Genomic DNA, 26081 nt, shown 5'->3' with positions numbered 1-26081 from the left:
TAGGAAGAGGGGTCGAGCAGCGCGAGTGCAACACATCCGAACGATAGAGGGAACCTCCGTACAACACGGGCAAAGACTTCGTCTACCCGGACAACTACAAAGAGGGCCTCGATACCTACCTCGAGTGGACGCGCCAGGTCAACGAGGAGGGTAAGAAGCTCTCGACCAACGCTGACACCGAGGGGCGCTACCATTCCAACTGGCTCAACATGATGTACCCGCGACTAAAGCTCGCGCGGAATCTGTTGACTGACGACGGCGTAATTTTCGTGTCTATTGACGAGAACGAAGTCGGCCATCTTCGTCAGATGCTCGATGAAGTGTTCGGGGAGTCGAGCTTTGTTGCGCAGCTCGCCGTTCTGAATAATCCCCGTGGCCGAGCGCAAGATAAGCACTTCGCAACAAACCACGAATATGCATTGGTTTACTCTAAGAGAGAATTGCCCGTAGGCGCGTTGTCGATAGCGAAGCCACGCGAGCAGCTGGAGTCTGAGTACCCTTACAAAGATGAGCGTGGAATGTACCGAACGCTGGGCCTGCGCAACTCGCACCGGGAGTTTGGTCGCTTCAATCGACCGAATCAGTACTATCCACTTTATGTCGACCCAGCGGGAAAGGTGTACACGGAAGGAGCTGCTGATCGCACTGAGGTCTTCCCGCTGTGGAACGACGGTTTCGAGGGCTGCTGGACATGGGGACGGCCCAAGGCAACTGCCGAGTCCGAGTCACTAGTTGGGCGTGAGGCTGGTTGTCGAATCCAAATTTTCGTGAAGGAGTATGCTGAAGGGGCGCGGCGAAAGTTGAAGTCGTTGCTCGCTGAGAAGGAGCATACGACCGATTCCGGTCAGCGTGCGTTTAATGACTTGTTTGGCGGTACGGGAAAGATTTTTCAGGCGCCAAAGTCACCTTTCTTACTCGCCGATTTCATCGAAGCTGGAAGTGGAGCTGGCGATATCATACTTGATTTTTTTGCGGGGTCAGGAAGCACGGCGCATGGGGCGTGGTTGGCGCAGCTCCGCGATAGAGGCGCTCGTCAGTGGATTGCGGTACAACTTCCTGAGCCGACACCCAACGGCTCCGTGGCACGAGACGCTGGGTTTGATACGGTTGCAGAAATCGCCCGCGCGCGTCTACGGCGAGCGGGAGAAGCGGTTTCCGCGGACCTGGCTTCTGAACAGTCACTTGATGCAGGATTCAGAGCGTTCGCGCTTACAGATACCAACTTCTCGAAGTGGAATGTGTCGAGCGACGTCGACCGCAATCAACTCGAGCAACATTTATTCGATCTTCGCGAGTCAAGCAGCGCAGACGAAGCTTCGACAGACGATCTCCTCACAGAGATCCTTCTTAAGCAGGGTTACTCGCTGACCGAACGGATCGCTCCAGTCGACGTGGCCGGCCTGGGCCTGCACTCGGTGGGCGACGGCATCGTGCTCGCCTATCTGGACGAGCGGGTAAAGCCGACGCTCGAGCAGCTGCAGGCAGTGGTGGACGCGGAACCTGTTCGACTTATCGTTCTCGAGGACGCATTCCAGGGTGACGACCAACTCAAAACCAACCTAGCTCAGCTCTGCAAGAGCAAGAGCATCGAACTTTGGACGGCTTGATCATGGGAGACAACACACCTAGCAGCGGATTCAAGTTCGACGCCAGTCAGCCCTACCAGCTCGACGCGATTAAGTCCGTCGTCGACCTGTTCGACCGGCAGCCGAAGGACGCTGAGAAGCTTGAGACGATGCTTCGCGGCCAGGTAGCCGCTCCCGCTGAGACGGAGAATGCGACGCTCGACCTCGACCTTTCGCGGGAGGTCGGTGCCGTTGGAAACCGTCTGGTGCTCGACCGCGACACGGTGCTGGCGAACCTGCAGCGCGTGCAGGACAAGAATGGCCTCGAGGTCGCCTCGAAGCTCTTTGACGACTCAGCGCTCGACTTCGATATCGAGATGGAGACGGGTACGGGTAAGACTTACGTGTACCTCCGCACAATCTTCGAGCTGGCCGAGCGGTACAACTTCACGAAGTTCGTCATCCTCGTGCCGAGTGTGGCGATCCGTGAGGGCGTGAACACCAGCATCCGCTTGATGCGCTCGCATTTCGAGAACCTGTATAAGAAGCGCAACATCACCTTCGACTCGTCGGTCTACAGCGGTAAGACGGCCGAGGAAGTGCAGTCGTTCGCGACGTCGACCAACGTCCAGATCATGGTCATGACGATCGACTCGATCCGTGGAAACGCGGCGACGCGCATCATCCACCAGACGCGCGACAAGCTGAACGGCCTCAAACCAATCGACTACCTAAAGGCGACGCATCCCGTCGTCATCATGGACGAGCCACAGAACATGGAATCCCTGCTCTCGCAGTCGGCGGTGAGCGAACTGGACCCGGTATTCACGCTGCGCTACAGCGCGACGCATAAGAAGCTCCGCAACGTCGTCTATCGGCTGGATCCGGTCGACGCGCACGATCTCGGTCTGGTGAAGCAAATCGTGGTGGCCGATGTGCAGCAGCAAGGCGCCGATGCGACGCCGTACATCAAGCTGGTCGAAGTCAAAAACGACAAGGGCTGGGTTGCCCGGCTGGAGCTGTCGTGTCGCAAGGCTGACGGCTCACTCGAACGCCGGGTGGTGACGGTCAAGCAGAACCAGAACCGGGAATTATCCGACGCTCGACTTACAGGCAACGCGCAGTACGACGGTTGGCGCGTCAACGAGATGAGTATCGAGCCCGCGTGCGTCGACCTGACGCTGCACGGCTACCTGTATCAGGGAGAGAGCATCGGAGGATCGTCGGGCGCGATCTACAAGGAGATGATCCGCGAGACGATCAAGGAGCACCTGCGCAAGGAGACCCAGTTGCGCCCCAAGGGCATCAAGGTCCTCAGCCTCTTCTTCATAGACAAGGTCGAGGGCTTTCTCGGCGACGGCTCGAACAACAACGATGCGAACGGTCAGTTTGTGCAGTGGTTCGACGAGCTGTTCCGCGAGGAGCGTGCCAAGTCGCCGCAGTCGCAGGAGTTGCTCCCGCAGGATCCGGCCGAGTTGCGTCGCGGCTACTTCTCTGTCCTCAAGGGCAAGAAGGGCGCCGCCGATACGTTCCAGGATACGTCCGGCACCACCAAGGCCGACGACGACGCTTACGAGCTGATCATGCAGGACAAGGAACGCCTGCTCGACGAGAACGAACCGACACGGTTCATCTTCAGCCACTCTGCCTTGCGCGAGGGCTGGGACAATCCGAACGTCTTCCAGATCTGTACCCTCCGCGAAATGGGCGCGGAGACGGAACGGCGCCAGACGCTCGGGCGTGGTCTACGTCTGCCGGTCGCGAAGAGCGAAGGCGGCTACGACGTGTTGCCGATCGTGGCATCGCGACGCTGACCGTGGTGGCGAACGAGTCGTACAAACATTACGCCGACGCGCTCCAGAAGGAATACAAGGATGCGGGTGTTGAGATCGGGCGTGTGCGCAAGGCGGAGTTCTCCCGGATCCCGCTGCTGGATGCCACGGGGATCACAACTGATGAGATGTTTGGATATGAGCGTTCTGTGGATGTTTGGAACTTCCTGGATGCAAAGGGCTTTATCGACGACGGTGCCGTGACTTCGAAGTTTCAGCCGAACGTAGCGGGGTTCACGCTCGACCTGCCTCAAGGTTATGCGCAATACGAGTCCGAGATCATTGAGTTGATGAGCCGCGCGAATATGGGAAAGTATATTAAGCCAATCGTAAACCGCCGTGGCCGCAGGTTTAACAAAGAGTTGTATGCTAACCCTGAGTTTGAGAAGTTTTGGGAGGCAATCAGCCAACGCACTACCTACAAGGTCAACGTCGACCGGCAGAGAATCATTGACAATTCCATCGAGGCGATCAAAGGCGCGCCAGCGATCGAGCCGTTGCGGATCGAGGTGACGCGCGCGGGTGTCAAGGTGCTGCGTGGCGGGGCGAAGGGGGGGCGAGATCGGTTCTCGGTCGGTGAATCTGAAGGGAAGCTACGACTTGCCTGACATCGTCAGTGAACTCCAGGAATCGACCTCATTGACGCGCAAGACGATCGTCGATATTCTCGTTGGCACAGAAAGGTTGGGGGAGTTCATTGACAATCCCAACGATTTCATCACCTTGGCGAAGCGGATCATGCAGACCGAGCTTGCGAAACTTGTGGTCGAAGGTGTCCAGTATGAGAAGATTGCGGGATCAGTCTATGAGTTCCGCGAGCTTCGCTCAGACGGAGAAGCGAAAAAAGAGCGCTTTCTTGATCAGATGTATAAGGTTGAGAACGACAGCAAATCGATTTTCGACTATGTGGTTTTGACTCGGAGCCTGAACGGCTGTTTGCTGAACTGCTGGACAGTCGTGAAGACATAAAGTTCTTCATGAAGTTGCCGGACAGGTTCAAAATCGATACTCCAGTTGGCCCGTATAACCCCGACTGGGCGATCGTCAAGCACGAGCAGGGCGAAGAACGTGTCTACATGATCCGCGAGACGAAGAGTGCGGACGACGAGAACAAACGCCGCCCGACAGAGAACGCGAAGATCATGGCCGCCAGTCAGCACTTCAAGGCGATCGGCGTTCCGGACTACGCGGTTGCGGTCCCGAGCAACTGGAGGCTTTAAGGCTCGACATTGGTGGCGCGGGGTGGTCGGAGACTTAAATGCTCAAATGGACGTGTGGGTAGCCGGGTAAAGATCGTCGGCAGCGTGGAGACCTGCACGTCTGTGCGAGGCGCACATCGGTCGGGCTAATCAGTGCATCATGACCATTTCGCGTGCACTGTGTCGCGCGCAACACTGTTCTGGTCCGAACCCACCGCAGCGCGGTTTCCGCGCCGGCTGCTCTGGGTCACATCGCTTGCAAAGGACCGCCGATGGCTGATGACGTACGTGCCAAGGAGCACGCTGATGATTTCGCGCTCGCGCGCGTGACACCCGACAAGCAGAAGCACTGGTTCGGCATCGCCGTCCAGCGCTTCGGCCAGGTCTCCGCCCTCTCCCAGTTCCTCCTGGGCGCGACGCTGGGCTATGCGATGACGGCCGGTGAGGCGTTCCTCGCCTTGATCCTGGGCTCCGTCCTGCTCGAGGTCATCATCGTCATCGTCGGCATCATCGGGCAGAAGGAGGGGCTCAACACCTCGCTCCTGGCCCGCTGGACCGGCTTCGGAGAGATCGGCGCCTCGCTTGTTGGCCTGGCGATCGGCATCAGCCTCATCGGCTGGTTCGGCATCCAGTCCGCGATCTCCGCAGAGTCGCTCAACACCCTCATGCCGGGTGTCATGCCGATGTGGCTGTGGAGCCTGCTCTTCGGCCTGGCCGTCACCGCGATCGTTGCGGTGGGCTTCGTGGGCATGCAGTGGCTGGCGAACATCACCGTCCCGCTGTTCCTCATCCTGGTGGGCTGGGCCGTCATCAGCGAGCTCACCCAGCACGACTTCATGGAGCTCATGACGATGCCCGCGCCTGGTCCCACCATGAGCATTGCTGCGGGAACCGCGATCGTGGCCGGCGGCCTCATCGTCGGTGCGATCATCACCTCTGACATGACCCGCTTCAACCGCTCCGCCGGCGACGTCGTCAAGCAGACCGTCGTGGGCGTGACCCTGGGCGAGGTCGTCATCGGCATGGCGGGCGTGCTGCTGTCGCACGCCGCACTCAGCGGCGACATCGTCGCGATCGTGACGTCGTCCGTGGGCTTCGTCGGCCTGTTGATCATCATCTCGGGCACCCTGAAGATCAACGACTGGAACCTCTACTCGTCGACTCTGGGCCTGGTGAACTTCTTCTCCACGGTGCTCCGCCGCGACCTCAACCGCGTCTCGGCCACCATCGTGCTGGGCGTCGTGGGTTCTGTGCTGGCCGCAGCTGGCATCCTGGGCCGCTTCACCGACTTCCTCACCGTCCTTGGCGTCGCCTTCCCCCCGATCGCGGGCATCATGGTCGCGGAGTACTTCATCGTCAAGCGCTGGCGGGCCGACCTCGACGAGTCCCGCGTCCGGGGGGTGCTACCCGTAGCCGCTCCCCGGTGGGTCCCCGCCACTCTCATCATCTGGTTCGTCTCCGCGGTGCTGGGCTACTTCGTCACCTGGGGCATCCCGCCGCTGCTGTCGCTGGCCACCTCGATGGTCCTCTACATCATCGCCGGCAAGCTGGGCTGGGTCCGCGGGCTGGGCCATGCGCCCACGCGGCTTCGCGCCGCCGCTGAGGCCACTGCTCCTGACGAGACAGTGGCGCCTCGCAGCGCGTGATCCCCGGCCGCTTGCGCGACAGTGACTCCGCCAGGCGACTCACACCTCAGCCCTCGACGGGCTCCACACCTCAGACACAACACTTCAGAGGAGCATTCAGCATGCACATCGGCATCGACGTGGGTGGCACCAACACGGACGCCGTTCTCATGGACGGCACCCGGACCCTCACCGGCATCAAGCACTCCACCACAGCAGACGTCACGACGGGGATCATCGAGGCGATCGAGGGCCTGCGGTCCGACCACCCGTTCGACGATGCGGACATCGAGTCCGTCATGATCGGCACGACGCACTTCATCAACGCACTCGTCCAGGCCAAGCGCCTGGCACCCACCGCCGCACTGCGCCTGGGACTGCCCGCCACCCGGGCGCTGCCCCCGCTGGTCGACTGGCCTCAGAACCTCTCCGAGGCTATCCAGGCGCAGGTCTACCTGGCCCACGGCGGCTACGAGTTCGACGGCCGCCCGATCTCCCCTCTCGATCCGGACGAGCTGCGCGAGCACGCCCGCGACATGGCGGCCCACGGCATCCGGTCCGTCGCGGTGTCCTCCGTCTTCAGCCCCGTCAACCACGACCTGGAGGTCGAGGCAGCCCGGATCATCTCGGAGGAACTGGGAGACGACGTCGCGATCTCGCTGTCCCACGAGATCGGCCGGATCGGCCTACTGGAGCGCGAGAACGCGACGATCATCAACGCCGCCCTGCGCGAGCTCGCCTCGGAGATCGTCGACGGCCTGGCCGCCGCCGTGCGCAAGCAGGGAATCGACGCTCCGATCTACCTGAGCCAGAACGACGGCACGCTCATGGACGAGGAGTACGTCCGCCGGTACCCGGTGGCCACCTTCGCCTCCGGCCCCACGAACTCCATGCGCGGCGCCGCACTCACCTCCGGCCTGGACACCTGCGCGGTTGTGGACGTGGGAGGCACCACCGCAGACATCGGTCTGCTCATTAACGGCTTCCCGCGTGAGACCGCGAACGAGGTCAAGGTCGCCGGGATCCGCACGAACTTCCGCATGCCCGACGTCCTGTCGATCGGGATCGGGGGCGGCAGCATCGTCGACGTGGAGACCGCGGAGGTGGGCCCGGAGTCCGTCGGCTACCGGCTCACGGAGGAGGCCCTGGTCTTCGGCGGCTCGACCCTCACCGCCACGGACATCGCGGTCGCGTCCGGTGCCGCGTCGATCGGCGACCCTTCGAAGGTCGCCCACCTGGACCCCGCCTTCGTGCAGCGCGTACTGAGCCGGATCGCAGAGCGGATCGCCGAGGCCGTCGACCGGATGCGCACATCTCCTGACCCCATTCCCGTCGTGGTGGTGGGTGGCGGCTCCATCCTGCTGCCGGACACCCTTCCCCTGTTCGGTGCGGTCACCCGGCCGGAGAACTATGCGGTCGCCAACGCGATCGGTGCCTCGATCGCCCAGGTGGGCGGTGAGATCGACAAGGTCTACGCATTCAGCGCCGGTGAGCGCGAGGCGAAGATCGCCGAGGTCCGCGCCGAGGCCGTCGACCTGGCCGTGGCGGCCGGTGCCAAGCCGTCGACCGTGTCCATCATCGACTTCGACGAGGTCCCCATCCCGTATCTGCCCGGCAACGCGACGCGCATCCGGGCGAAGGCCGTGGGCGACCTGGAAATGGGGGCCTGAGGTGAGCTGGACGATCACGGCAGACCTCATTCCTGACCTGGCGCGCGGGGCCGCTGTCCTGGGCACCGGCGGAGGCGGTGACCCCTACGTGGGCGCTCTGCTCGCGGCCCAGGCGCTGGCCGAGTACGGCCCCGTCGAGGTGGTGTCCGTCGACGAGGTGCCCGCAGACGCCGTCGTCGTCACCGCGGCGATGATGGGCGCGCCGACGGTCATGGTCGAGAAGCTGCCCGGAATCGAGGAGGTGGCGCGTCCCGTCCGGGAGCTGAGCGAGCACTACGGAGCTCCGATCACCCACATCGCGTGCGCGGAGGTGGGTGGGGTCAATTCGACGATCCCCGTCGTGGCCGCCGCAGCGCTGGGCCTGCCGCTCATCGACGGTGACGGCATGGGTCGTGCGTTCCCCGAGCTGCAGATGGTGCTGCCCACCCTGGACGGGATCGAGGCCTCACCGCTCGCCTATGCGGATGAGAAGGGCAACGTGGGGGTGCTGCGCGCAGTGGACAATCACTGGGTGGAGAGGATCGCCCGCGTCGCCGCAGTGGAGATGGGCTGCTCCATCATGATCTCCGGCTTCCAGATGTCCGGTGAGCAGGCCGCGCGTGCCCTGGTCCGGGATTCCCTGCGCACGTGCCTGCAGATCGGCCGGACGATCACTGCGGCTCAGGACGCGAAGACGGACCCCGTGCAGGCGACCGCGGACCTGCTGGGCGGTCGGACGCTGTTCAGCGGCAAGGTCGTCGACGTGGAGAGGAAGACGAACGCCGGCTTCGCCCGCGGAACAGCGCGACTGGAGGCGGCCTCGGCGGCGACGGACGGCACCGGCGAGCCGGACCGGCTGGAGCTGAGCTTCCAGAACGAGCACCTGGTCGCCCGCCTGGGTGACCAGGTCATGGCCACGACACCGGACCTCATCATCGTGCTCGACCACGACTCCGGGGAGCCGGTCACGACGGAGGCGCTGCGCTACGGCCAGCGTGTGTCCGTCCTCGCCGCGCCGGCGGACGAGCGCTGGCATTCGCCGGAGGGGATCGAACTGGTGGGACCCCGCTACTTCGGCTACGACCTGGATCCACACCGATTCGACGGGACCGTCCGACTGCAGGAGGCAGGCGCATGAGCTGGGAACTGAAGGCAGAGCACCTCGCCGATCTGGCGCGCGGCGCCACGCTGCTGGGCACCGGTGGCGGGGGAGACCCGTACATCGGTCGAATGCTGGTGGAGCGCGTGCTGGGCGACGGTTCGATCACGATCCTCGATCCGGATGAGGTCGCGGACGACATGTTCGTCATCCCCACCGCGCAGATGGGCGCGCCGACGGTCATGGTCGAGAAGATCCCTGCGGGGACCGAGCCCACGGCCGCCCTGCGGGCACTCGAGGAGCATCTGGGCCGCAGCGCGCAGGCGACCATGCCGATCGAATGCGGCGGCATCAACTCGATGATCCCCCTCATCGTCGCGGCGGAGACCGGTCTGCCCGTCGTCGACGCGGACGGGATGGGCCGGGCGTTCCCGGAGCTGTCCATGGAGACGTTCGCGGTCTACGGCGTGCACGGCTCCCCGCTGGCGCTGGCCGGTGAGCGGGGCGAGAAGGTCATCATCGATACGGCTGACGACGACCGGCAGATGGAGTGGCTGGCGCGCGCGATCACGATCCGCCTGGGCGGGGTGGGCCACATCGCTGAGTACGCGATGACCGGCGCGGACGTTCGCCGCACGGCGGTGCCGCGGACGCTGTCCATGGCCCTGGCACTGGGACGGACGATCCGCGAGGCGCGCGAGGAGCACCGGTCGCCGTTCGACGCGATCGCGGAGACACTGTCGACCACGCTGTACTCGCACATGAGGACCCTGTTCACGGGCAAGGTCATCGACGTCGAGCGACGGACCACGGACGGATTCGCGAAGGGACGCGCGACGATGGCGGCGGCAGACGACAGCACGCTCGTCATCGACTTCCAGAACGAGAATCTCACGGCACGTCGGGACGGAGAGCTCGTCGCGATCGTTCCGGACCTCATCTGCGTCGTCGACCACGAGTCCGCCGAGCCGATCACGACGGAAGGGCTTCGCTACGGCCAGCGCGTGAGTGTCCTGGGCATCTCGACGCCGGACCTCATGCGGACTCCTGAAGCGCTGGACGCGTTCGGCCCGCAGGCGTTCGGTCTGGACGAGGAGTTCGTGCCCGTCGAAGGTGCTGGCGCGGAGGTGTGACTCGCATGCCTGGGATGACCCCCGGACGCGGGGTGACTCCCGGGTGAGGGTTCGCCTCAGAGCGCGGGCGGTCCGTCGCTTACGCTTGGCCTCATGTCAGTGAGGCTTCACCGCGACGACCTGCCCGCGCTCGCGTGCGCCGCCCGAATGCAGGGATCCGGTGGCGGTGGATCGCCCCGCCTCATGGAGCTGCTGCTGCCGCGGGCCGTGGAGTGGCCGATCGACGTAGTCGACGTTGCTGAGGCCGATCCGCAGACCCCCTGCTGCGCCGTCGCATTCGCCGGTTCGACCATGGTCCTCACGGAGCGCTTCGTCGACAGGGATCCATTCGCGCGGCTCATCGACGCGGCTGAACGGTGGCTGGGCACGTCCATCCCGTCCGTCTGCGCGATGGAGGGTGGCGGGATCAACGCACTCGTCCCGCTGCTGTGCGAGGGACTCATGGTCGTGGACGCCGACCTCAGTGGGAGGGCAGTGCCCTCGCTCGACCAGATGTCGATCTTCGTCGATGAGCTGCCCGGGCTCATCACCGTCTGCGAGACCGGCGGGGGAGGGCTGGCGGTGCTGGAGACAGACCGGCCGGCCGACATCGAGGCACTCGTCCGTGCCTCGATGGTGCGCTCGGGCGGTGCCGGTGCCGTGCTTCTGGCCGGATTCACGGTGGGCGACCTGGCTGACCACGCGATCACTGGTCACACAGCTCGGGGCCTCGCGCTGGGGCGCGCGTTCCTCGAGTCTGCTGAGGCGACCGCAGCAGAGGCTGCGGACGCGATCGGGGCGCGGCTCATCGGCATCGGACGGGTGGCGGCGATCGACCACGACCGCGATGATCCGCACCTGTCGGTCTTCGACATCCGGACTGCTCAGGGCGAGGTGCTGCGGGTCGTCGCGCGTTCGGAGTTCCTCGCCGTCATCCTGGACGGAGCACCCGTCGCGACGGCACCGGACGCGATCATCGCGATCGACGTCTTGTCCCACGCGATCCTGGAGATCGCCGACCTCACCGTCAACGCGCACGTCGCTGTGCTCGTCATCGAGGCCGCACCCTGGTGGTGGGACCGGGCTGGCAGGGCCGAGGCCGTCCTGCCCTCGGCGTACGGTCTGACCGGTGTGGATGTGCGCGCATGAGCCGGGAGCTTGACTGCGCGGCGCTGTTGGCCCACCCGGCCAACGGCGGTCTGCTTCACGTCGCGGGCCCGGAGAACGCCCCGTGGGCCGGGGTGGACATCGATCCGGACCTGCATGGCAGGGGTCCTGCGCCGGATCGCATCCCGGGCGATTCGCCGGCGCCGCCGATCGCCGTGTTCACGACTGCCCTGCCGGACGCACCGTGGAAGCAGGATGCGCTCATTCGGCGGGCACGGGACCGCGGGTACCGCATCCTCGTGGTGCCCGGGGCCTCGGCGGCCTCGGCGGGTGCACGGGAACTCACCCGACGATTCGCCATGACAGTGCTGGCTGTCGAAGAACCGGCTCACTGCGCCCGCGCCTGCTGGCAGCTCGAGCAGTCGAGCGATGCGCTCGCCCTCGACTACGTGCGCTCCGTCGCCGCGGTCTTCCAGCATGAGGCGGCCGATCTCAGCGGACTGTTCCGCAACATCAGCTCGAGCATCGGTCATGCGGCAGCACTTGTCGACCGTTCTGGGACGCTTGTCGACACCGGTGAGGGTCTTCCCGACGGGTTCGTCGACAGTGTCGACTTCGACGCGTGGGTGACGCGAGTGAACAGTGACGAGGTTTCCGCCGTGACCGTGCGGGTCCAGACCCACGCTCGCACAGGCATCCGACTGGTGATCTACGACCGTGGGCTGGCCGACGTGCAGCTGCGCGCGCTGGAGACGATGGCGGAGGTCGTCATGCCCGCCGTCGCCGCCCGCATCACGCTCGACGAGCTTGCGGCTCTCACCGATGCGTCCGCCTCGTCGGAGCTCTTGCGCGAGTTCCTCGAGCTGCGCGGCGCCAGGAATCCGGAGGTCGAGCGCCGGATGGCCGAGCGCGCCTGGCGGACCGCGGGATACCAGCTGGGGTTCGCCTTCCGCGGCATCGGTCGGACGGATGCGCACAGCATGCTCCGGGCGGTGTCCCAGAAACTGGGCCCCAGTGAACTCGACACGCGAGTGACCATCCTGGGTCGGTCTGCCGTGGGGTGGGTGGTGCTGGGAGACGACCCGAGCGCTGAGCGCGTCGAGGCGACCGCTGCTGGTCTGCGCGCGATCCACGATGAGCTGCGCCGGTCGTGGGACGCGGCGATGGGAATCGGGTCGCTGCAGAGCGGTGAGTCGGGGTTGCGCACCACCGTGACCGAGGCCGTCGACGCGGCCAAGGTCGCAGTCAACCGTGCCTCGGCGGGCTACCGTGTGCGGGTCGACTCGCTGGGCCTCGATCAGCTGCTGCTCGCCTGGACGAGCAACGACACCTTCCTGCCCGCGGCCGAGTCGCTGCTGTCACCGCTCATGAACGATTCGCAGGACCTGCTGCAGACGCTGACGACCTATCTCGATCACGAGTCCGTCGTGAATGCGACTGCGGCCGCGATGGGGATCCATCGGAACACGGTGAGCATGCGGATCCACCGCGTGCAACAGCTGCTGGGTGTCGACTTCGCAGACCCCCGGACGCGGATGGCGCTGCACCTGGCCTGCCACGCGGTGCTGGGGGATTGACGACCCGTCCCGCATACGACAGCGCCCGGCCGGCGCGAGGTGCTCCGACCGGGCGCACACGAGGCCTCATGGCCTCAGCCCCAGCCGTCTGTCAGCTGAACTGATCCGTCAGCGTGCCCGCCGTCCAGTCCTCGAAGAACTCCGGGTTGTCTTCCGCCCATTCGGTGACGGCGGCCTCGGGGTTCTCGCCTCCGTAGTGCTCGTCCGAGTTCATGACGTACTGCAGGTCTGCCATCTGATCGTTCTTCATCGCGAAGTTGTGCAGGACCTTCGACGCAAAGGGGTTCTCCTCCGTGAAGCCGGTCCGGGAGAACTGGTAGAACAGCTCGTCCTCTCCGAACGCGTTCTGGTCGTCCTCGAGGTCCCGCAGCGGGAACGCCTCGTACGCCCAGTGCGGGTGCCACATCGTCACCGCGATGTTCTCCTCGTTCTCCACGGCCGACTGGACCGCGCCCAGCATCGCCGGAGTCGAGGACTCGATGAGCTCCCAGTCCTCCAGGCCGTAGGTGGGGATGACGCTGTCCTGGGTCAGGCGCATGAGACCGGCACCGGGCTCGATGCCAACGATCGTGGTGTCGTAGTCCTCGCCCATCTCCGCCAGGTCGGACAGGGACTGGGCGGGGGAGTCCTCGTTCACGGCGATCGTGTTGCGCGCCTCATTGAACCAGCAGCTCTGCGACTCCATCTTCTCGCCGTACTGATCGATGTAGTCCGCGTGCGTATTGGGCAGCATCGTGCTGGCGAGGATGTCGATGTCGCCTTCGGCCACACCGGTGAAGCCGGCGGCCGGCTCGAACGACTGGACCGTCACGTCGTAGCCGAATTCCGTCAGCATGTGCGCTGTCAGCCGTGCCGAGGCCACCGTGTCGTCCCATCCGTTGAACTCGACGAGCGTCAGGCTCATCTCCTCGTCACCGGGCTCCTGCCCCGTGAGATCCTCCGAGCCCTCGCCGGGAACACAGTCCGCCCACGACTGGTCGACCTCAGCGCCACCGGCCTCGTCCTGCGGGGCGTCGGCCTCCGTGGCACCGCAGGCGCTCAGGAAGAGAGTCGCGGCGGCCGCCGCTGCCAGCAGCGTCGACCGGGTTGCTCGGGTCGTGGTCATAGGGTTGTTCCCTTCGCTTCGACGATGGTGCGTGGGTCAACACCGTAGGGAAAGTCTGACCGTGACGTGAACTTTCGCGGAGAATCTCCACCATTGCTGAGTCAGTGAGTTACCCTGTTTCCGTAATGCATGGCACTGAGGATGACGGACTCCAACGGGCACTCGACTCGACGGACCGGACCGTCCGTCGCCGTGCCCGTTTCGTCGCCCACGCTCTGGCGAACGGCACCGCGGCGGCGGCCGCACAGCACCGCGTCTCGCAGCGGACCGTCTCCACGTGGGTCCGGCGATATCGCGAGAACGGCGCTCGGGCTTTCACCGCAGAGGCGGACCGTCGCCAGCGCAGGGCGGGCCTCGACCGCGACATCCGCCTGGCACCGCTCAGCAGCCCCAGCGCGAAGTGGTCGAGCCGTTCGATCGCCCAGGATCTGGGTGTCTCACAGTCCGCCGTCGCACGTGCGTGGCGGGCACCGTCGCCGCCGCGCAGGCTGCTGGACCGCCTCAGCACGTGGGCAGGCGACGGAAGCGTGTCGATCATCGGCGTCGTCGTCGCACCGGGCAGCTCGGTGGTGGTCCTCGCGCGCAGCGCGGCGCCGCGGGCACGGTCCTCGTCGAACCTCACGCAGATCACGCGGCGCATGCGAACCCTGCTGGCCGCCGACCTCACGCGTGACCGGATCGCCGACGATGCAGACAGCGAGGAGGTGGCCGGTGCCTTCTGGGACCGGCTCCTGGCCACGACCCACGACCCCGCGAATCTCCTGGTCGTCTCCTCCACACCGGTCGCGCTGGGAACCGCGGAGATCGAATCGCACGCATGTACGGACGAAGAACGCTGGCAGGGCATGCTCGATCCTCTCGTCGCCCTGTGCCACGAGGGGGAGGCCCGAGCCCTCGCCGACCTCGAAACCCGCATCCGCCGATGGCATCACCACGAGGACGGTGTCTTCGTCTGGCACTCGCACTCGGCAGAACCCATCGGTGCGGATGCGAAGGGCAGCTCCACACGACGGGAACCGGCGGGAGCGCAGCTGGCACCCGGCCTCAGTCTGGAGGACTCGATCATCGCGCTCATCCGTGAGGAGATCCTCGCGGGACGCTATGCCGGAGGCGACTTCGTGACGGAGCGCTTCCTGGCCGACCGCCTCGGGACGTCCCGCGGATGGATCCGCGATGCTCTGCGGACCCTGACGATGAATGGACTCGCGACGACACAGACGCTCCACGGCATGACGATCCCGATCCCCACCGTCGACGATGTCGTCGAACTCTACTCAGCACGCCGGGCATTGGGTGCCATCGCAGTCCGATCGGCCCTCGCGTGGACACCGGAGGGCCGCGCCGGAGTCGTGCGGACTCTGCAGGACCTCGAGACCGCCGCACAGGCGGACGACATGACGGCGGCCCACCAGATCGACCTGCAGTTCCAGGACGCGCTCGCCCGCTCCTCCTCCCTGCGGCGGATCCCTTCCATGGTCGAGGGACTGTCGCAACAGCTGCTCATGTTCGTCGCCGTCTTCGGCGTACGCTACGCATACCCGATCGCGGACATCGTCGAACGCGCCCAGGAGATCTTCCAAGCACTGGACGCAGGCGACGAGGCCGCAGCGCTAGACGCGTGGCGGCGGAAATGCGACAGTTCGGCCACCTACATGCTCCACCAGCTGCAGACCACGTTGCCGCGTCCGTGAGCGGCCGATCAGCGGCCACTCCACTGAGGGTCGCGCTTCTCGAGGAAGGCCGCGACGCCCTCGGCGCAGTCCTCGGAGGCCCACACGACCTCGGTGGCCTTCGTCGTCCGCTGCCAGCCCAGCTCCTCCGGCAGGCGCAGGACGTCGTTCATGACGGAGAGGCTCTCGGCCACTGAGGTGGGCGAGTTCTCGCAGACCTGGGCGGCCAGTTCCAGGGCGCCGTCCAGGGACCGGCCGTCGTCGGTCAGTTCGTTCACGAGTCCCAGTTCGTAGGCGCGCTGGGCCGTGAGCGGGCGGCCGGTCAGTGCCATCTGCTTCGCGACGGTCACGGGCAGGCTGTGCCAGGCCCGGAAGAGACCGCCGCAGGTGGGCAGGACGCCGCGTGCAGCCTCGGGCAGTCCGAACCGCGCCGAGCGGCCGGCGACGACCATGTCGCAGGCGAGGACGATCTCGAAGCCTCCGCCGCACGCCAGGCCGTCGACAGCCGCTATGAGCGGTGTGCGGCGCTCGCGCCGGATGACACCGTACTGCCCGCCGCGCTCCGTGGGCTCACCCGCGCGGTTCGCCAAATCCGTGCCGGCAGAGAACGCGACGTCCCCACCGGTGAGGATCCCGCACCACAGGTCCGGGTCGTCGTCCAGGAGGTTGAGCGCCTCATCGAGCGCGGCGGTCATCGCGGCGTCGACCGCGTTGCGCTTGGAGTCGCGTTGCATGCGGATGATGAGGATGTGGTCACGGCGCTCCAGGGAGACGCGGTCCTGAGCTTCTGCGGGCGGGGCACTCGTCACGAATCTGCTCCTTGAAATTTGATTCTGCGAGTGACTAGTTCGTGCCATCGGTCTGCAGGTGCGGCCCGATGTATCCGACCACCACACGCTGAGAAATGGCACTCGCATCGAAATAATGCAACCGCGGAGACTTGATGCCAATTTTTTCAAGTTTGAAGTGCGCTTGCATTTCGGCATAGCCGTTTTGCGAAATGCTCTGTGGCACTGGAAGTTGGCGCAGGTGTCCGTACTGCGTCATTGTGGATTCGCTTTCGCGGGATGCGTGCATCTTCTGCGAAACCTTAAAGTATCCGTTGGGTGCATTCGTCAAGTATGAATGCATGCTTCCCTCAAACTGTTCGTCGCGTTTTGCGCGCAGGTAATCAATGAGAGTGCGGAGAGCGCGGAGGGTCTGCGCAATTGCTCGCCCATTTGTGTCAATGTCATCGAGCTGCGCAACCTCCTTCGGGTTGCATGTGAGCGATATTCCAAATTCCTCGAAATCAGGGAAAGCATCAACTAGATTATTGAATGAATCAATTTCATCCAGTAGATCGTTAAGGGCTGTGACCTCCGAATATGCCTCTTCGTCGGAGGTGCCGGTGTTGCTGGTTCTTGCAGCTACAGCAAGTAGGCTGTTTTGTTGTGAGAGTTTCTCTAGGTCATCCTCCAGCTCGTCGATCAGGCTGTACAGTACTCGATTGTCTTCAGCCTTGGAGTCCCGTTCATTAGTCGTGACTGCGAGGCGTTCCGTGAGTTCGTTCAGGCGGGCCTCCACGTCAGTGCTTTGGCGCGCTTCGTACGCCTCGGCGAGTTTGATCGTGAGGTCATCAGTCAACATATTTGCATCAATGAGCTGTTTCAGTAGCGATGCATTCTGAATCTCCTCGTCATTGAGGACTTGAACGGCTTCCGTCGACGTGACTGGGGCTACAGCCTTGATGCGCTGCGATTCACTTCTGATCCGGTCTAAGTAGAACTCGCCCTTGACAAGGATTCGGTTTCGAGCCTCCGCAAGCGCCTTGTGAGCTTGTCGCAACTGCTCTGGTGCGGTGGCTAGCGCGCGCTCCCGTTTGGAGATGCGACCGAGTCTCGACGCGGTGTGAGTGGGATTGTCTTCCAGCAAGCGCGCCTGGCCGAGGATGCGGTGGCGCCTCCCTTCGAAGGGGGCGTCCTTGTCCAGGCCTGGGACATAGGTGCGGATCGCCCATGGCGAAGGCGCAAGCGCGTTGCCGAATGCGTCGGCTGCCATGCGAGTTGCGGCAGGGGTTAGTACAGCAAGGACTGCGTTTCCAGGCAGAAATTTCGCCCACTGCCGTTTCGCGTCATTGATCGTTCTTTGAAGTGTAGGGTCAAAAGTTGTGCCGATCACGAACACTGGAAGCGATCGTTTGGGAGAGTTGACGTAGTCGACAAGTGACGAAAGCTCTTCGACATCAATTTCAACTGGGCCAGCATGCCAGCCGTTGGGGGCTCCATCGACCGACCCGAAGTTCGCGATTCCGCGGATAAAGCGTGGTGGCTGCGCAAAGATTCCGTCGGGGCTGACAATGTCGACTTCCAGGTAGCAGTCAGTAGGAGATGTTGCGAGAATAATTCGTGTCGAAAAGTATCCCTCAGTGTTTTCGACAATCCTCAATTCGTCAAACCGAGCGGTTATTCTTTCGGTCTTGATGGTTTCCGCGAACAGCTTGTTGGCGGTGTCTTGGTGCGCCTGGGTTGTGCCAAATGGAAGAGGGATGCTCTTTTCGTCAAGCCAGTTCGATATTATTTGACGAAGCTTTCCTGCTTCTTTGGGTGTAAACCGCAGTATGGTGCGGTAGTTTCCATGATCGGACTCTTGAATCTGCGAGGTGAGATCTGTCTGCCTGTTGCTCTCGGGTCTGTCGGACGTCGTGGGCGGACGGGGCTCGGTGCGTGGCTTTTTCGCCAGCTTCGCCAGCTTCGCAAGCTGGTTTGGCGTTGGTATTGAATTCGAGCGACGGTTGCTGTAATCCGGATCGGTGGGCTCAAATTGTTTAGGCGAAGGCGCGTTGGAGGGCGAATCCACCGTGCGAACCCCGTTTGGTGCGGGAGGCCGCGCCTTCGTTTGCTGGCGGGGTTCCGGCGTCAGAGGCTTCGACTGTGCGTCGCGCTTGTCGGCAGGTCCTGGTCTCGGGTGGGCGGGTCGATGAGGGCGGTTCGGGCCGCGGTTTGCTTGTGCTTCTAGCTGACGAGCCAGCTGTTGGGCTGCGCTGATCGGTTGTTGAGGCGGCCGGCGGCGCAAGAACTGCTTCAAGATTCGTAGCTCGAGCACTGTGATGCTTTGGGTGTTCCTGGGCACTCTTACGAACTCGAACACCTCGGCCTGAAGCGACTTCAGCTGCGCGGCCGAGGTGGAGTAGGTAGTCTTGTTGATCCTGCTGATCAGTTCGAAAGCTTTGTCTCTGAGTGCGGAGTTGTTCACTGTCGAGCCTTTGTGCTGTGCGGTAGGTGCTGGGCCGGAGTCGCCGTGGCATGCGCCGTTGCTGATGGAAGCCGATTTGATTACATCACGCCGGTGCGGGCTCTGCAGCGCAACGGTGCCACCCCGCTAGTAGCGGGGTAGCACCGAAGTAGTTGGCTGACGGGCGTTTCTTACCAGCCGGGGACGACGAAGATGAGCCACGTGACGATCGGGGCGATGACGACCATCGAGAAGCCCCACACCATGAGCTGCTTGAACACCTGATCGCGCTGCTCCTCCGGCGAATTCGCCACGACCAGGGCACCGGACGTGGAGAACGGGCTGGAGTCGACGACGGAGGACGAGATCGCCAGGGCGATGATGAGTCCCACCTCGCTGACGGAGCCCGTCAGCAGGAACGGCACGGCCAGCGGGATGAGGGCGCCCAGAATGCCGGTCGTCGAGGCGAACGCGGACACGACCGCACCGATGAAGCAGATGATGAGTGCGGCCAGCAGCGGCGCCCCCATGCCGGCGACCTGGCCGCCCAGCCAATCGATCGTGCCCAGGCGCTCCATGAGGCTCACGTACGTGACGATGCCGCAGATCAGCAGGACGGTGGGCCAGGCGACCTTGCTGACCGCGCCCTTGCTCACCTTGGGGGACACCAGCGAGATGACGACGGCGATGCAGATGGCGGTGAAGCCCACATCCTGGCTGAACGGGGGCACGACGGCGATCGCCAGGACGACCAGACCCAGCAGGGTGATGATGCGGTTCGTGTCCAGGGTGGTGACCTGGTCCTCCGCGTCCTCGTCCTTCACCATCGTCGTCTGCACGGAGCGACGCGCGGCCCGGCGGGCCGGGTCGTTGCGCGGCTCGTCCGGCATCTTCGCACCCGCGGTCGTGCGGGGGCCGGACGCGTCCTCCAGGCCGTGGCCGGTGTCGCGCTTGCCCAGCAGGTCACGACCGCCGAACAGGAAGAAGCAGATGAGGCCCAGGATCACGTTGAAGAGGAACGACATGAGGAACAGCAGCACGGGGCTGCCGGGCAGGTCATTGCGCTCCACGACCTGGTTCGTGATCGTGCCGAAGATCGACAGCGGCGAGAATCCACCGGCGGTGCCGCCGTTGATGACCATGAGGCCCATGAGCAGCGGCCGGATGCCGTAGCGACGGGCGAAGCCCATGCTCATGGGGGCGATGATCGCGATCGCGGCCGGCACGACGGAGCCGAAGCCCGTGAGGATCGCGGTCACGATGAAGAACACCCAGGGGATGAGCGCGACTCGCCCACCCGCGACTCTCACGAGCGCGTGCACCATCCAGTCGACGGTGCCATTGTCCTTCGCCAGGGCGAAGAGGTACGTGACGCCCACGAGGATGAGGAACAGGTCTGCCGGGAACCCGGACAGGAGAGTGTCGACGTCCTCGCCCAGCACCAGGGTGCCGAAGAGGAAGGTCGCCATGAGTGCCAGCGCACCCATGTGGACGGATGTGAAGGTGGCGATGACGAACAGCGCCACCAGGACGAGTTCGGAGAGGACTCGTGCCGCACGCAGGCGAACGACCTGACCGACGTCCAGGGCGTCACGCTCGCGCAGCTGCTGACCGGGATGGAGCTGGGGCCGGAGCACTCCGCCCGCGCCCAGCGCCTGCCGGATGCGGGGATCGCCCAGTCCGCTCGCGTGGGTGATGCGGGCAACGGTGCACAGGCGGGCGCGGAGACCGCCGCGCGGGCGACACAGCCGGTGAGCGTGTCGATCGGCTAGTTCAATCTGTGTGCCCACGCGGGGCCCGGTGCTCGTGCGCCGGGCCGTCGTCGTGTGCGAGCGCGTCCGTCATCTGTGAGAGGAAGTCTGCGACGACGGCGCGGTCCGCCGGGCTCATCGCGGTGACGACCGCGTACATGCGGTCGTGCATGCGCCGCAGGGTCTGGCGCACTTCCCGGTCGCCGTATTCCGTCGCCTCGACTGCGATCGAGCGGCGGTCGTCCGGATGCGGTGTGCGCCGGGCATGGCCGTCCTCCACCAATCGATCGACGAGGTTGCTGACGGACGGCGTCGTGATGTCGAGCTTCGCGGCCAGGTCCTTCTGGCGGATGACGGTCCCCATGGCGCGCGCCTCCAACAGGCAGCGCAGCGCGAGGATGTCCTTCTCGCCCATCCCCATGTGGCGGCGGACGCGGGAGCGCATCGCTGACTCCGTCTCGCGGTAGCGGCGCAGCAGATTGAGGACGTCGACGGCGGACGCATCGCCGTCCTCAGCCTCGTACCAGTAACCGGAAGGACGGGGGGCTGCCGATCGACCATTCCTGCCCATCACGCATCCTCCTGCGCGTTGTCCGCGCCTCAGTTCTTTGTTAGCCTTCCTAACTATTGACCAATCGTACGAGACCGTCGCCGCTGCGGTCCACGATCCGACGCGACGGAGGACCCATGCGACGCTCCGATCTGCACACCCGCACCGCCCAGGGTGCGGCGGCCCGGGTCATGAGGGAGTACTCCACCAGTTTCTCCCTGGCCGCGCGTCTGCTGCCGCCCCCGGTGCGCACGCACATCACGAGCATCTACAGTCTGGTGCGCGTCGCGGATGAGGTCGTCGACGGCGCGTTCGAGGGCTCGACTCCGGCCCAGCGGATCGCAGAGCTCGATGCGCTGGAGGAGCGCGTCCGGGCTGCCGTGGAACGCGGATTCTCTGCGGACGCCTATGTCCACGCCTTCGGCTGGTCGGCGCGACGCGTGGGAATCGGGCCCGCGCAGTGGGAGCCGTTCTTCGACTCCATGCGTGCGGATGCGGACCCGCGGCCACACGGTGCCGCGAGCCTGCGGGAGTACATCCACGGATCCGCCGAGGTTGTGGGGGAGATGTGCCTGCTGGCGTTCCACGACGGCGCGCCCGTGCCTGCGGGACATCGTGCTGACGCGGTGGCAGGGGCGCGTGCCCTGGGATCCGCGTTCCAGACAGTCAACTTCCTGCGCGATCTGCGTGAGGACACGATCGGCCTGGGCCGGTCGTATCTCCCAGCGGCGTTCAATCTGGGACCGAAGACGGGCAGTACTGAACCGATGCAGGAGAACACGACGCTGACGGAGGAGCAGAAGGAGGCCGTCCTCGCGGACATCCGCGCCGACCTCCGCACCGCACAGCGCACGATCCCACTCCTGCCGCAGCCAGTGCGCCCCGCGGTGCGACTGGCGCACGACCTCTTCGCGGCGCTCGCGGACACCCTCGACGACACCGCTGCGAGCGAGCTCGCCCGCACCCGGGTCCGGGTCCCTTCCCGGCGCAAGCTCGTCCTGGCAGCGACCGCAGTCGGGCGGCGGGGCCTGCCGGGGATGGTGCGCGGATGATGCGCCGGCGCAGACGGGCGGAGACACCATGACGATCGACCTGCACGCGTCCGTGACGACCCGCATCGAGCAGGCACTCGAGGCGTTCTTCGCCCACCACGCGAGTGCCGCGGCCGCGAACGGGCCGGAGTTCGCGGACCTGTGGTGGCTCACCGCGGAGCACGCGCGCGGTGGCAAGCTGCTGCGTCCGCGCCTCTTCCTCGACACGGCCGAGGCGTTCGGTGCGAGCGCGGACAAGACTGCGGTGGACGGCCTGGCCGCGTCGCTCGAGCTCCTCCACTATGCCTTCCTGCTCCACGACGACGTCCTCGACGGCGACGTGGTGCGCCGGCACCGTCCCAATCTCATCGGCAGGGTCCGCGATCTCCATGCGGAGCCGTCGTCCGCTGCGGCGCTCCACTGGGGGACCAGCTCCGCGGTCCTCATGGGCGACCTCCTGCTGTCGGCCGTCGTGCTGCGCTGTGGGCGCCTCGCGCTGCCGGCGGACGCCCGCGGCCGCATCCTCGACCTCCTGGAGGAGGCGATCACGGAGACGGTCGCCGGCGAGCTCCTGGACGTGGGCCTGGCCGACGGCGCAGTGCCCGCGGCATTCGAGACGGTCATGCGGATGTCCGCGATGAAGACCGCAACCTACTCGTTCGCCCTGCCCCTGCGTCTGGCCGGTGCCCTCGCCCAGGTGGGGGCCTCGGCGGACCGGGCACTGGCACGCGCGGGCCGGGACCTGGGCTTCGCGTACCAGGTGCAGGACGACCTCCTCTCGATGGTCGGCAGCAGCGCCGCGCACGGAAAGGACGCCGTGTCGGATCTGCGCGAGGGCAAGGAGACGGTCCTCGTGTCGTTCCTGAGGACCACGCCGCAGTGGGATGAGGTCGCGGACGCGGTCGGTGATCCCGCGATCGGCCAAGCGGAGGCCGATCGTGTCCGCCGAGCGATCGAGGCCTCCGGTGCGCGGGAGTTCGCCCAGGACCTCGTGGCCGACCGGCTGCGGGAGGTCGTCCGCACCGTCGACGGGTCAGCGCTGCCGGAATCCGTGCGCCGGGTCGTGACCGCGTGCGCACAGCGGATCGACGGGAGGACGGCATGACCTGCGGCGCACCCGCAGCGGGCACCCGTGCGCTAACCCTCTGGTGGGTGCGGGACGATCTGCGGCTCGCGGACAACCCCGCACTCCTCGCCGCGGCCCGGGAGGGGTCCGTCGTCGCGCTGCACCTGGACGAGGACGTCCCGGGCGCCCGGAAGCCGGGAGCCGCGAGCCACTGGTGGCTGCACGGCTCCCTCACCGCGCTGGCGGCAGACCTCCGACAGCACGGGGTGCCACTGATCCTGGCCAGCGGCGACCCGCGCGCCGTCGTCCCGGACGCGGTCCGCCGTCTGGGCGCCTCCCGCGTCGTGTGGAACCGCCGCTACCACCGCCCGTTCCGCGTGGTCGATGCGCAGCTGAAGGACGGCCTGCGGCGGGACGGGGTCGACGTCGAGTCGTTCGCGGCGTTCCTCCTGCACGAGCCGTGGACGGTGTCGAAGGACGATGGCACCGGCTACCGGGTGTACTCGGCGTTCGCCCGGGCATGCCGCTCCCGCGAGGCACCGCGTCCGCCGCTCCCGCCACCGGCGGATCTGCGCGGCCCGGGACGGTCGAGCGCGACGGTGGGCGGCCTCGGCGTCACGGCGTGGCTCGACGAGCAGGCCTTCTCCGCGGCGCTCCGGAAGCGACGGTGGGAGCCCACCGCACCGGACTGGGCCGGGGGACTGCGCGCCACGTGGGTGCCGGGCGAAGCCGCCGCGCAGGCCCGGCTCGATGAGCTGGACGAGGTGCTCGACGACTACGCGGACGGCAGGGACCGTCCCGATCGGGGTGCGACGTCGCTGCTGTCCCCGCGGCTGCGCTTCGGCGAGCTCTCGCCGCACCAGGTGTGGCAGCGCAGCATCGAGTGCGCGGGCGAGGCGCAGTCGACCGCGGAGGCGGAGACCTACCGGAGCGAGCTGCTGTGGCGCGAGTTCGCCTGGCACCGCCGCGCGGTACTGCCGCACATGGAATCGGAGAACATCCGACCGCAGTTCGACGACTTCGAGTGGGACGACGATCCGGTCGCACGGCGTGCCTGGCAGCAGGGCCGCACCGGTGTCCCCCTGGTGGACGCCGGTATGCGGGAGCTGTGGGAAACGGGCTTCATGCATAACCGGGTGCGCATGGTGACGGCATCGTTCCTGGTGAAGAACCTCCAGCAGGACTGGAGGGTGGGGGAGCGGTGGTTCTGGGACACGCTTGTCGACGCGGATGAGGGATCGAACCCCTTCAACTGGCAGTGGGTGGCCGGCAGCGGCGACGACGCCGCGCCGTACTTCCGGATCTTCAACCCGTATCGGCAGGCCGAACGGTTCGACCCGCAGGGGATGTACGTGGATCGGTGGGTGCCGCGCGACGAGCAGCAGCGGGAGCCGATCGTTGACGTGGCGCAGTCGCGCAGGGCGGCGCTGGCGGAGTACCGCCGGGTGACGTCATGACAGCGCAGCACGTGGGAGAGGTCAGAATGCAGCAGCGGATGAGTGCCGTGACGGTGCCGGTCATCACCGTCCTCGCCGTGGCGGTGTCGATCGTCACGGCGTTCGTGGGCAGCGGCGCCGTGGGAGGGACCCCCATCTCGCAGGCTGCGGGTGGTGCCTTCTCCTCCGACGGCACGCCCCTGTCGCCGGCCGGACCCGCATTCAGCATCTGGAGCGTCATCTACCTGGGGCTCATCGGCTACGCGGTCTGGCAGCTCTTCCCCGCGCCCCGGCGGTCTGAACGGCACCGCGCGCTGCGTCCGTGGGCCATCGCCTCCGCGCTGCTGAACGCCGCGTGGATCTGGAGCGTGCAGCTGGGACTGGTCGCGGGCAGTGTCGTCGTCATCGTCGCCCTGCTGCTGGTGCTCATCCGGATGCTCCTGCTGCTGCACGCGTCACACGCATCGGGATGGGCGGACGCTCTGGTGACCGACGGCACCCTCGGCCTGTACCTGGGCTGGGTCAGCGTGGCGACCGTCGCCAACATCTCTGCGTGGATCTCCGGGTGGGTCACGGAGCCGTTCGCGGGCTGGGAACTCCTGGCCGTTGCCATTCTCATCGTGGCGGGCGGCATCGGCGTCGCTCTGGCCCTCCGGACGCACGGTCGGCTGGCGCCGGCCCTGTCGATGGCATGGGGTCTCGCGTGGATCGGGGCGGGCCGTGCGTCCGGGCAGTTCGAGTCCGCGATGCTGACCTGGACGGCAGGGGTCGCAGCCTGCGTCGTGCTCCTCGTGGCGGTGATCGCGCGCCGGCGTCGGCGGTGAGCGGACTGGTGCAGCGGGAGAGCGGTGAGCGGCCGAATCGAGCATCGAGGGGGCGCAGCGGTCGCGTTCAGGAACGTGAGCCGCTGCTGCACGCTCATCCGCGCTGAGACTGCTTGGCGCGGTAGGTCGCGACATGGACGCGGTTGGCGCAGTTGCGCAGGTCGCAGAATCGCTTCGATCTGTTCTTCGTCAGATCGGCGAGCGCCGCGGTGCAGTCGTCCGCCGCACACGTGCTGAGTCGTCCCAGATCGCCTGAGCGGATCAGGTCGGTCAGCACCAGTGCGATGTCAGAAGCGACGCGCTCGCCCAGAGGGGCGGTGTTTCCCGCGGCGTGCAGATGCCAATCCCATTCATCGTGACGCACGAGTTGCGGGAACGTGCGGATCTCTCGGAATGTCGAGTTGATGGCGTCGACCACCGCGGTCACATCACCGTCCAGAACGACTCGGAAGCGCTCGCGCAGAGTCGCGACGGCCGCGACATCGAACGCCGAGGCCTCCAATGACCCGGTGAAGTCGTGCAGGGTGACGAAGCGCTCCAGGTCCTCCGGCGCAGCGAGCCGATCGTCAGGGCTCTCCACCCCGGGCCCCGTGTTCAGCAGATCGACCAGCATGGACAGGTTCGCCTGAATATCGTGACTGAAGCGCATGACACTACGCTACCCCAGCGA

At 65.7% G+C, this 26081-nt stretch carries 18 protein-coding genes and 2 pseudogenes; 14 read left to right on the top strand and 6 right to left on the bottom strand.

Annotated elements, in window-relative coordinates; translation table 11 throughout:
- Positions 1-62: 62 nt before the first annotated feature.
- From HGBR_RS19490 to HGBR_RS09060, 8 genes and pseudogenes are all read left to right on the top strand, one after another.
- Positions 63-1607: pseudogene (locus HGBR_RS19490) on the top strand (site-specific DNA-methyltransferase); the annotation flags it as partial.
- A gap of 2 nt (positions 1608-1609) precedes the next feature.
- Positions 1610-4617 (top strand): annotated as a pseudogene (locus HGBR_RS21195) (restriction endonuclease).
- A 251-nt stretch (positions 4618-4868) separates the two neighbouring features.
- Positions 4869-6242: a purine-cytosine permease family protein gene (locus HGBR_RS17270; RefSeq protein WP_019159027.1), complete on the top strand. Its 1374-nt coding sequence runs from the start codon at positions 4869-4871 to the stop codon at positions 6240-6242.
- Positions 6243-6343: 101 nt separating this feature from the next.
- Positions 6344-7891 carry a hydantoinase/oxoprolinase N-terminal domain-containing protein gene (locus HGBR_RS09080; RefSeq protein ID WP_019159026.1) on the top strand — a complete coding sequence of 516 codons (1548 nt, stop codon included), beginning with the start codon at positions 6344-6346 and terminating at the stop codon, positions 7889-7891.
- 1 nt (position 7892) lies between these two features.
- Positions 7893-9008 (top strand): S-methyl thiohydantoin desulfurase family protein, encoded by a 1116-nt coding sequence (locus HGBR_RS09075; protein WP_019159025.1) that lies wholly within the window; start codon positions 7893-7895, stop codon positions 9006-9008.
- Positions 9005-10102: an S-methyl thiohydantoin desulfurase family protein gene (locus tag HGBR_RS09070; RefSeq protein ID WP_019159024.1), complete on the top strand. Its 1098-nt coding sequence runs from the start codon at positions 9005-9007 to the stop codon at positions 10100-10102. The genes HGBR_RS09075 and HGBR_RS09070 overlap by 4 nt, the downstream gene beginning before the upstream one ends.
- Positions 10103-10195: 93 nt before the next feature.
- Positions 10196-11230, top strand: coding sequence for an S-methyl thiohydantoin desulfurase domain-containing protein (locus HGBR_RS09065; RefSeq protein ID WP_040364873.1), 1035 nt, complete (start codon positions 10196-10198; stop codon positions 11228-11230).
- Entirely contained in the window at positions 11227-12765 is a 1539-nt protein-coding gene (locus HGBR_RS09060) for a PucR family transcriptional regulator (RefSeq protein ID WP_019159022.1), read from the top strand. Before HGBR_RS09065 ends, HGBR_RS09060 begins: the two co-directional genes overlap by 4 nt.
- A 91-nt stretch (positions 12766-12856) precedes the next feature.
- On the opposite strand, the gene HGBR_RS09055 is transcribed toward HGBR_RS09060, so the two are convergent.
- A complete protein-coding gene (locus HGBR_RS09055; RefSeq protein ID WP_019159021.1) occupies positions 12857-13870 on the bottom strand; it encodes a glycine betaine ABC transporter substrate-binding protein in 1014 nt (337 codons plus the stop codon).
- A 125-nt stretch (positions 13871-13995) separates the two neighbouring features.
- Between HGBR_RS09055 and HGBR_RS09050 the strand changes: the two genes are divergently transcribed.
- The gene (locus HGBR_RS09050; protein ID WP_019159020.1) at positions 13996-15561 is read left to right on the top strand and encodes a GntR family transcriptional regulator; all 1566 of its coding nucleotides are present in this window, start codon (positions 13996-13998) and stop codon (positions 15559-15561) included.
- 8 nt (positions 15562-15569) lie between these two features.
- On the opposite strand, the gene HGBR_RS09045 is transcribed toward HGBR_RS09050, so the two are convergent.
- From HGBR_RS09045 to HGBR_RS09040, 3 genes are all read right to left on the bottom strand, one after another.
- The gene (locus HGBR_RS09045) at positions 15570-16349 is read right to left on the bottom strand and encodes an enoyl-CoA hydratase-related protein (protein WP_019159019.1); all 780 of its coding nucleotides are present in this window, start codon (positions 16347-16349) and stop codon (positions 15570-15572) included.
- Between the two features lie 34 nt (positions 16350-16383).
- Positions 16384-18774 carry a hypothetical protein gene (locus HGBR_RS19895; protein ID WP_147522405.1) on the bottom strand — a complete coding sequence of 797 codons (2391 nt, stop codon included), beginning with the start codon at positions 18772-18774 and terminating at the stop codon, positions 16384-16386.
- A 170-nt stretch (positions 18775-18944) separates the two neighbouring features.
- A complete protein-coding gene (locus HGBR_RS09040) occupies positions 18945-20240 on the bottom strand; it encodes an SLC13 family permease (RefSeq protein ID WP_245533305.1) in 1296 nt (431 codons plus the stop codon).
- Here HGBR_RS09040 and HGBR_RS20315 point away from each other — a divergent pair, their 5' ends adjacent.
- On the top strand, positions 20241-20525 hold the full coding sequence (locus HGBR_RS20315) for a hypothetical protein (RefSeq protein WP_019159017.1): 285 nt from the start codon (positions 20241-20243) through the stop codon (positions 20523-20525). It begins immediately after the preceding gene.
- Between the two features lies 1 nt (position 20526).
- Here HGBR_RS20315 and HGBR_RS09030 read toward each other — a convergent pair whose 3' ends face one another.
- A complete protein-coding gene (locus tag HGBR_RS09030; protein ID WP_019159016.1) occupies positions 20527-21075 on the bottom strand; it encodes a MarR family winged helix-turn-helix transcriptional regulator in 549 nt (182 codons plus the stop codon).
- Between the two features lie 116 nt (positions 21076-21191).
- Between HGBR_RS09030 and HGBR_RS17265 the strand changes: the two genes are divergently transcribed.
- The 4 genes from HGBR_RS17265 to HGBR_RS09010 are packed head-to-tail and all read left to right on the top strand — an operon-like array spanning position 21192 to position 25411.
- The gene (locus HGBR_RS17265) at positions 21192-22106 is read left to right on the top strand and encodes a phytoene/squalene synthase family protein (RefSeq protein WP_019159015.1); all 915 of its coding nucleotides are present in this window, start codon (positions 21192-21194) and stop codon (positions 22104-22106) included.
- 28 nt (positions 22107-22134) lie between these two features.
- A complete protein-coding gene (locus HGBR_RS09020; RefSeq protein WP_019159014.1) occupies positions 22135-23190 on the top strand; it encodes a polyprenyl synthetase family protein in 1056 nt (351 codons plus the stop codon).
- A complete protein-coding gene (locus HGBR_RS09015; protein ID WP_019159013.1) occupies positions 23187-24608 on the top strand; it encodes a cryptochrome/photolyase family protein in 1422 nt (473 codons plus the stop codon). Before HGBR_RS09020 ends, HGBR_RS09015 begins: the two co-directional genes overlap by 4 nt.
- Positions 24605-25411, top strand: a complete 807-nt coding sequence (locus HGBR_RS09010) for a tryptophan-rich sensory protein (RefSeq protein WP_245533304.1) — start codon at positions 24605-24607, stop codon at positions 25409-25411. Before HGBR_RS09015 ends, HGBR_RS09010 begins: the two co-directional genes overlap by 4 nt.
- 94 nt (positions 25412-25505) lie before the next feature.
- Here the strand turns inward: HGBR_RS09010 and HGBR_RS09005 are convergent, their stop codons facing one another.
- Positions 25506-26060, bottom strand: a complete 555-nt coding sequence (locus tag HGBR_RS09005; protein ID WP_019159011.1) for a CGNR zinc finger domain-containing protein — start codon at positions 26058-26060, stop codon at positions 25506-25508.
- Between the last annotated feature and the right edge of the window lie 21 nt (positions 26061-26081).

It is taken from the genome of Brevibacterium senegalense, assembly GCF_000285835.1.
In the GTDB taxonomy this organism is placed as follows: Bacteria; Actinomycetota; Actinomycetes; order Actinomycetales; family Brevibacteriaceae; genus Brevibacterium; species Brevibacterium senegalense.
Note: the sequence above shows the minus strand (reverse complement) of the source record. Positions and strands in the feature narration are given on the sequence as shown.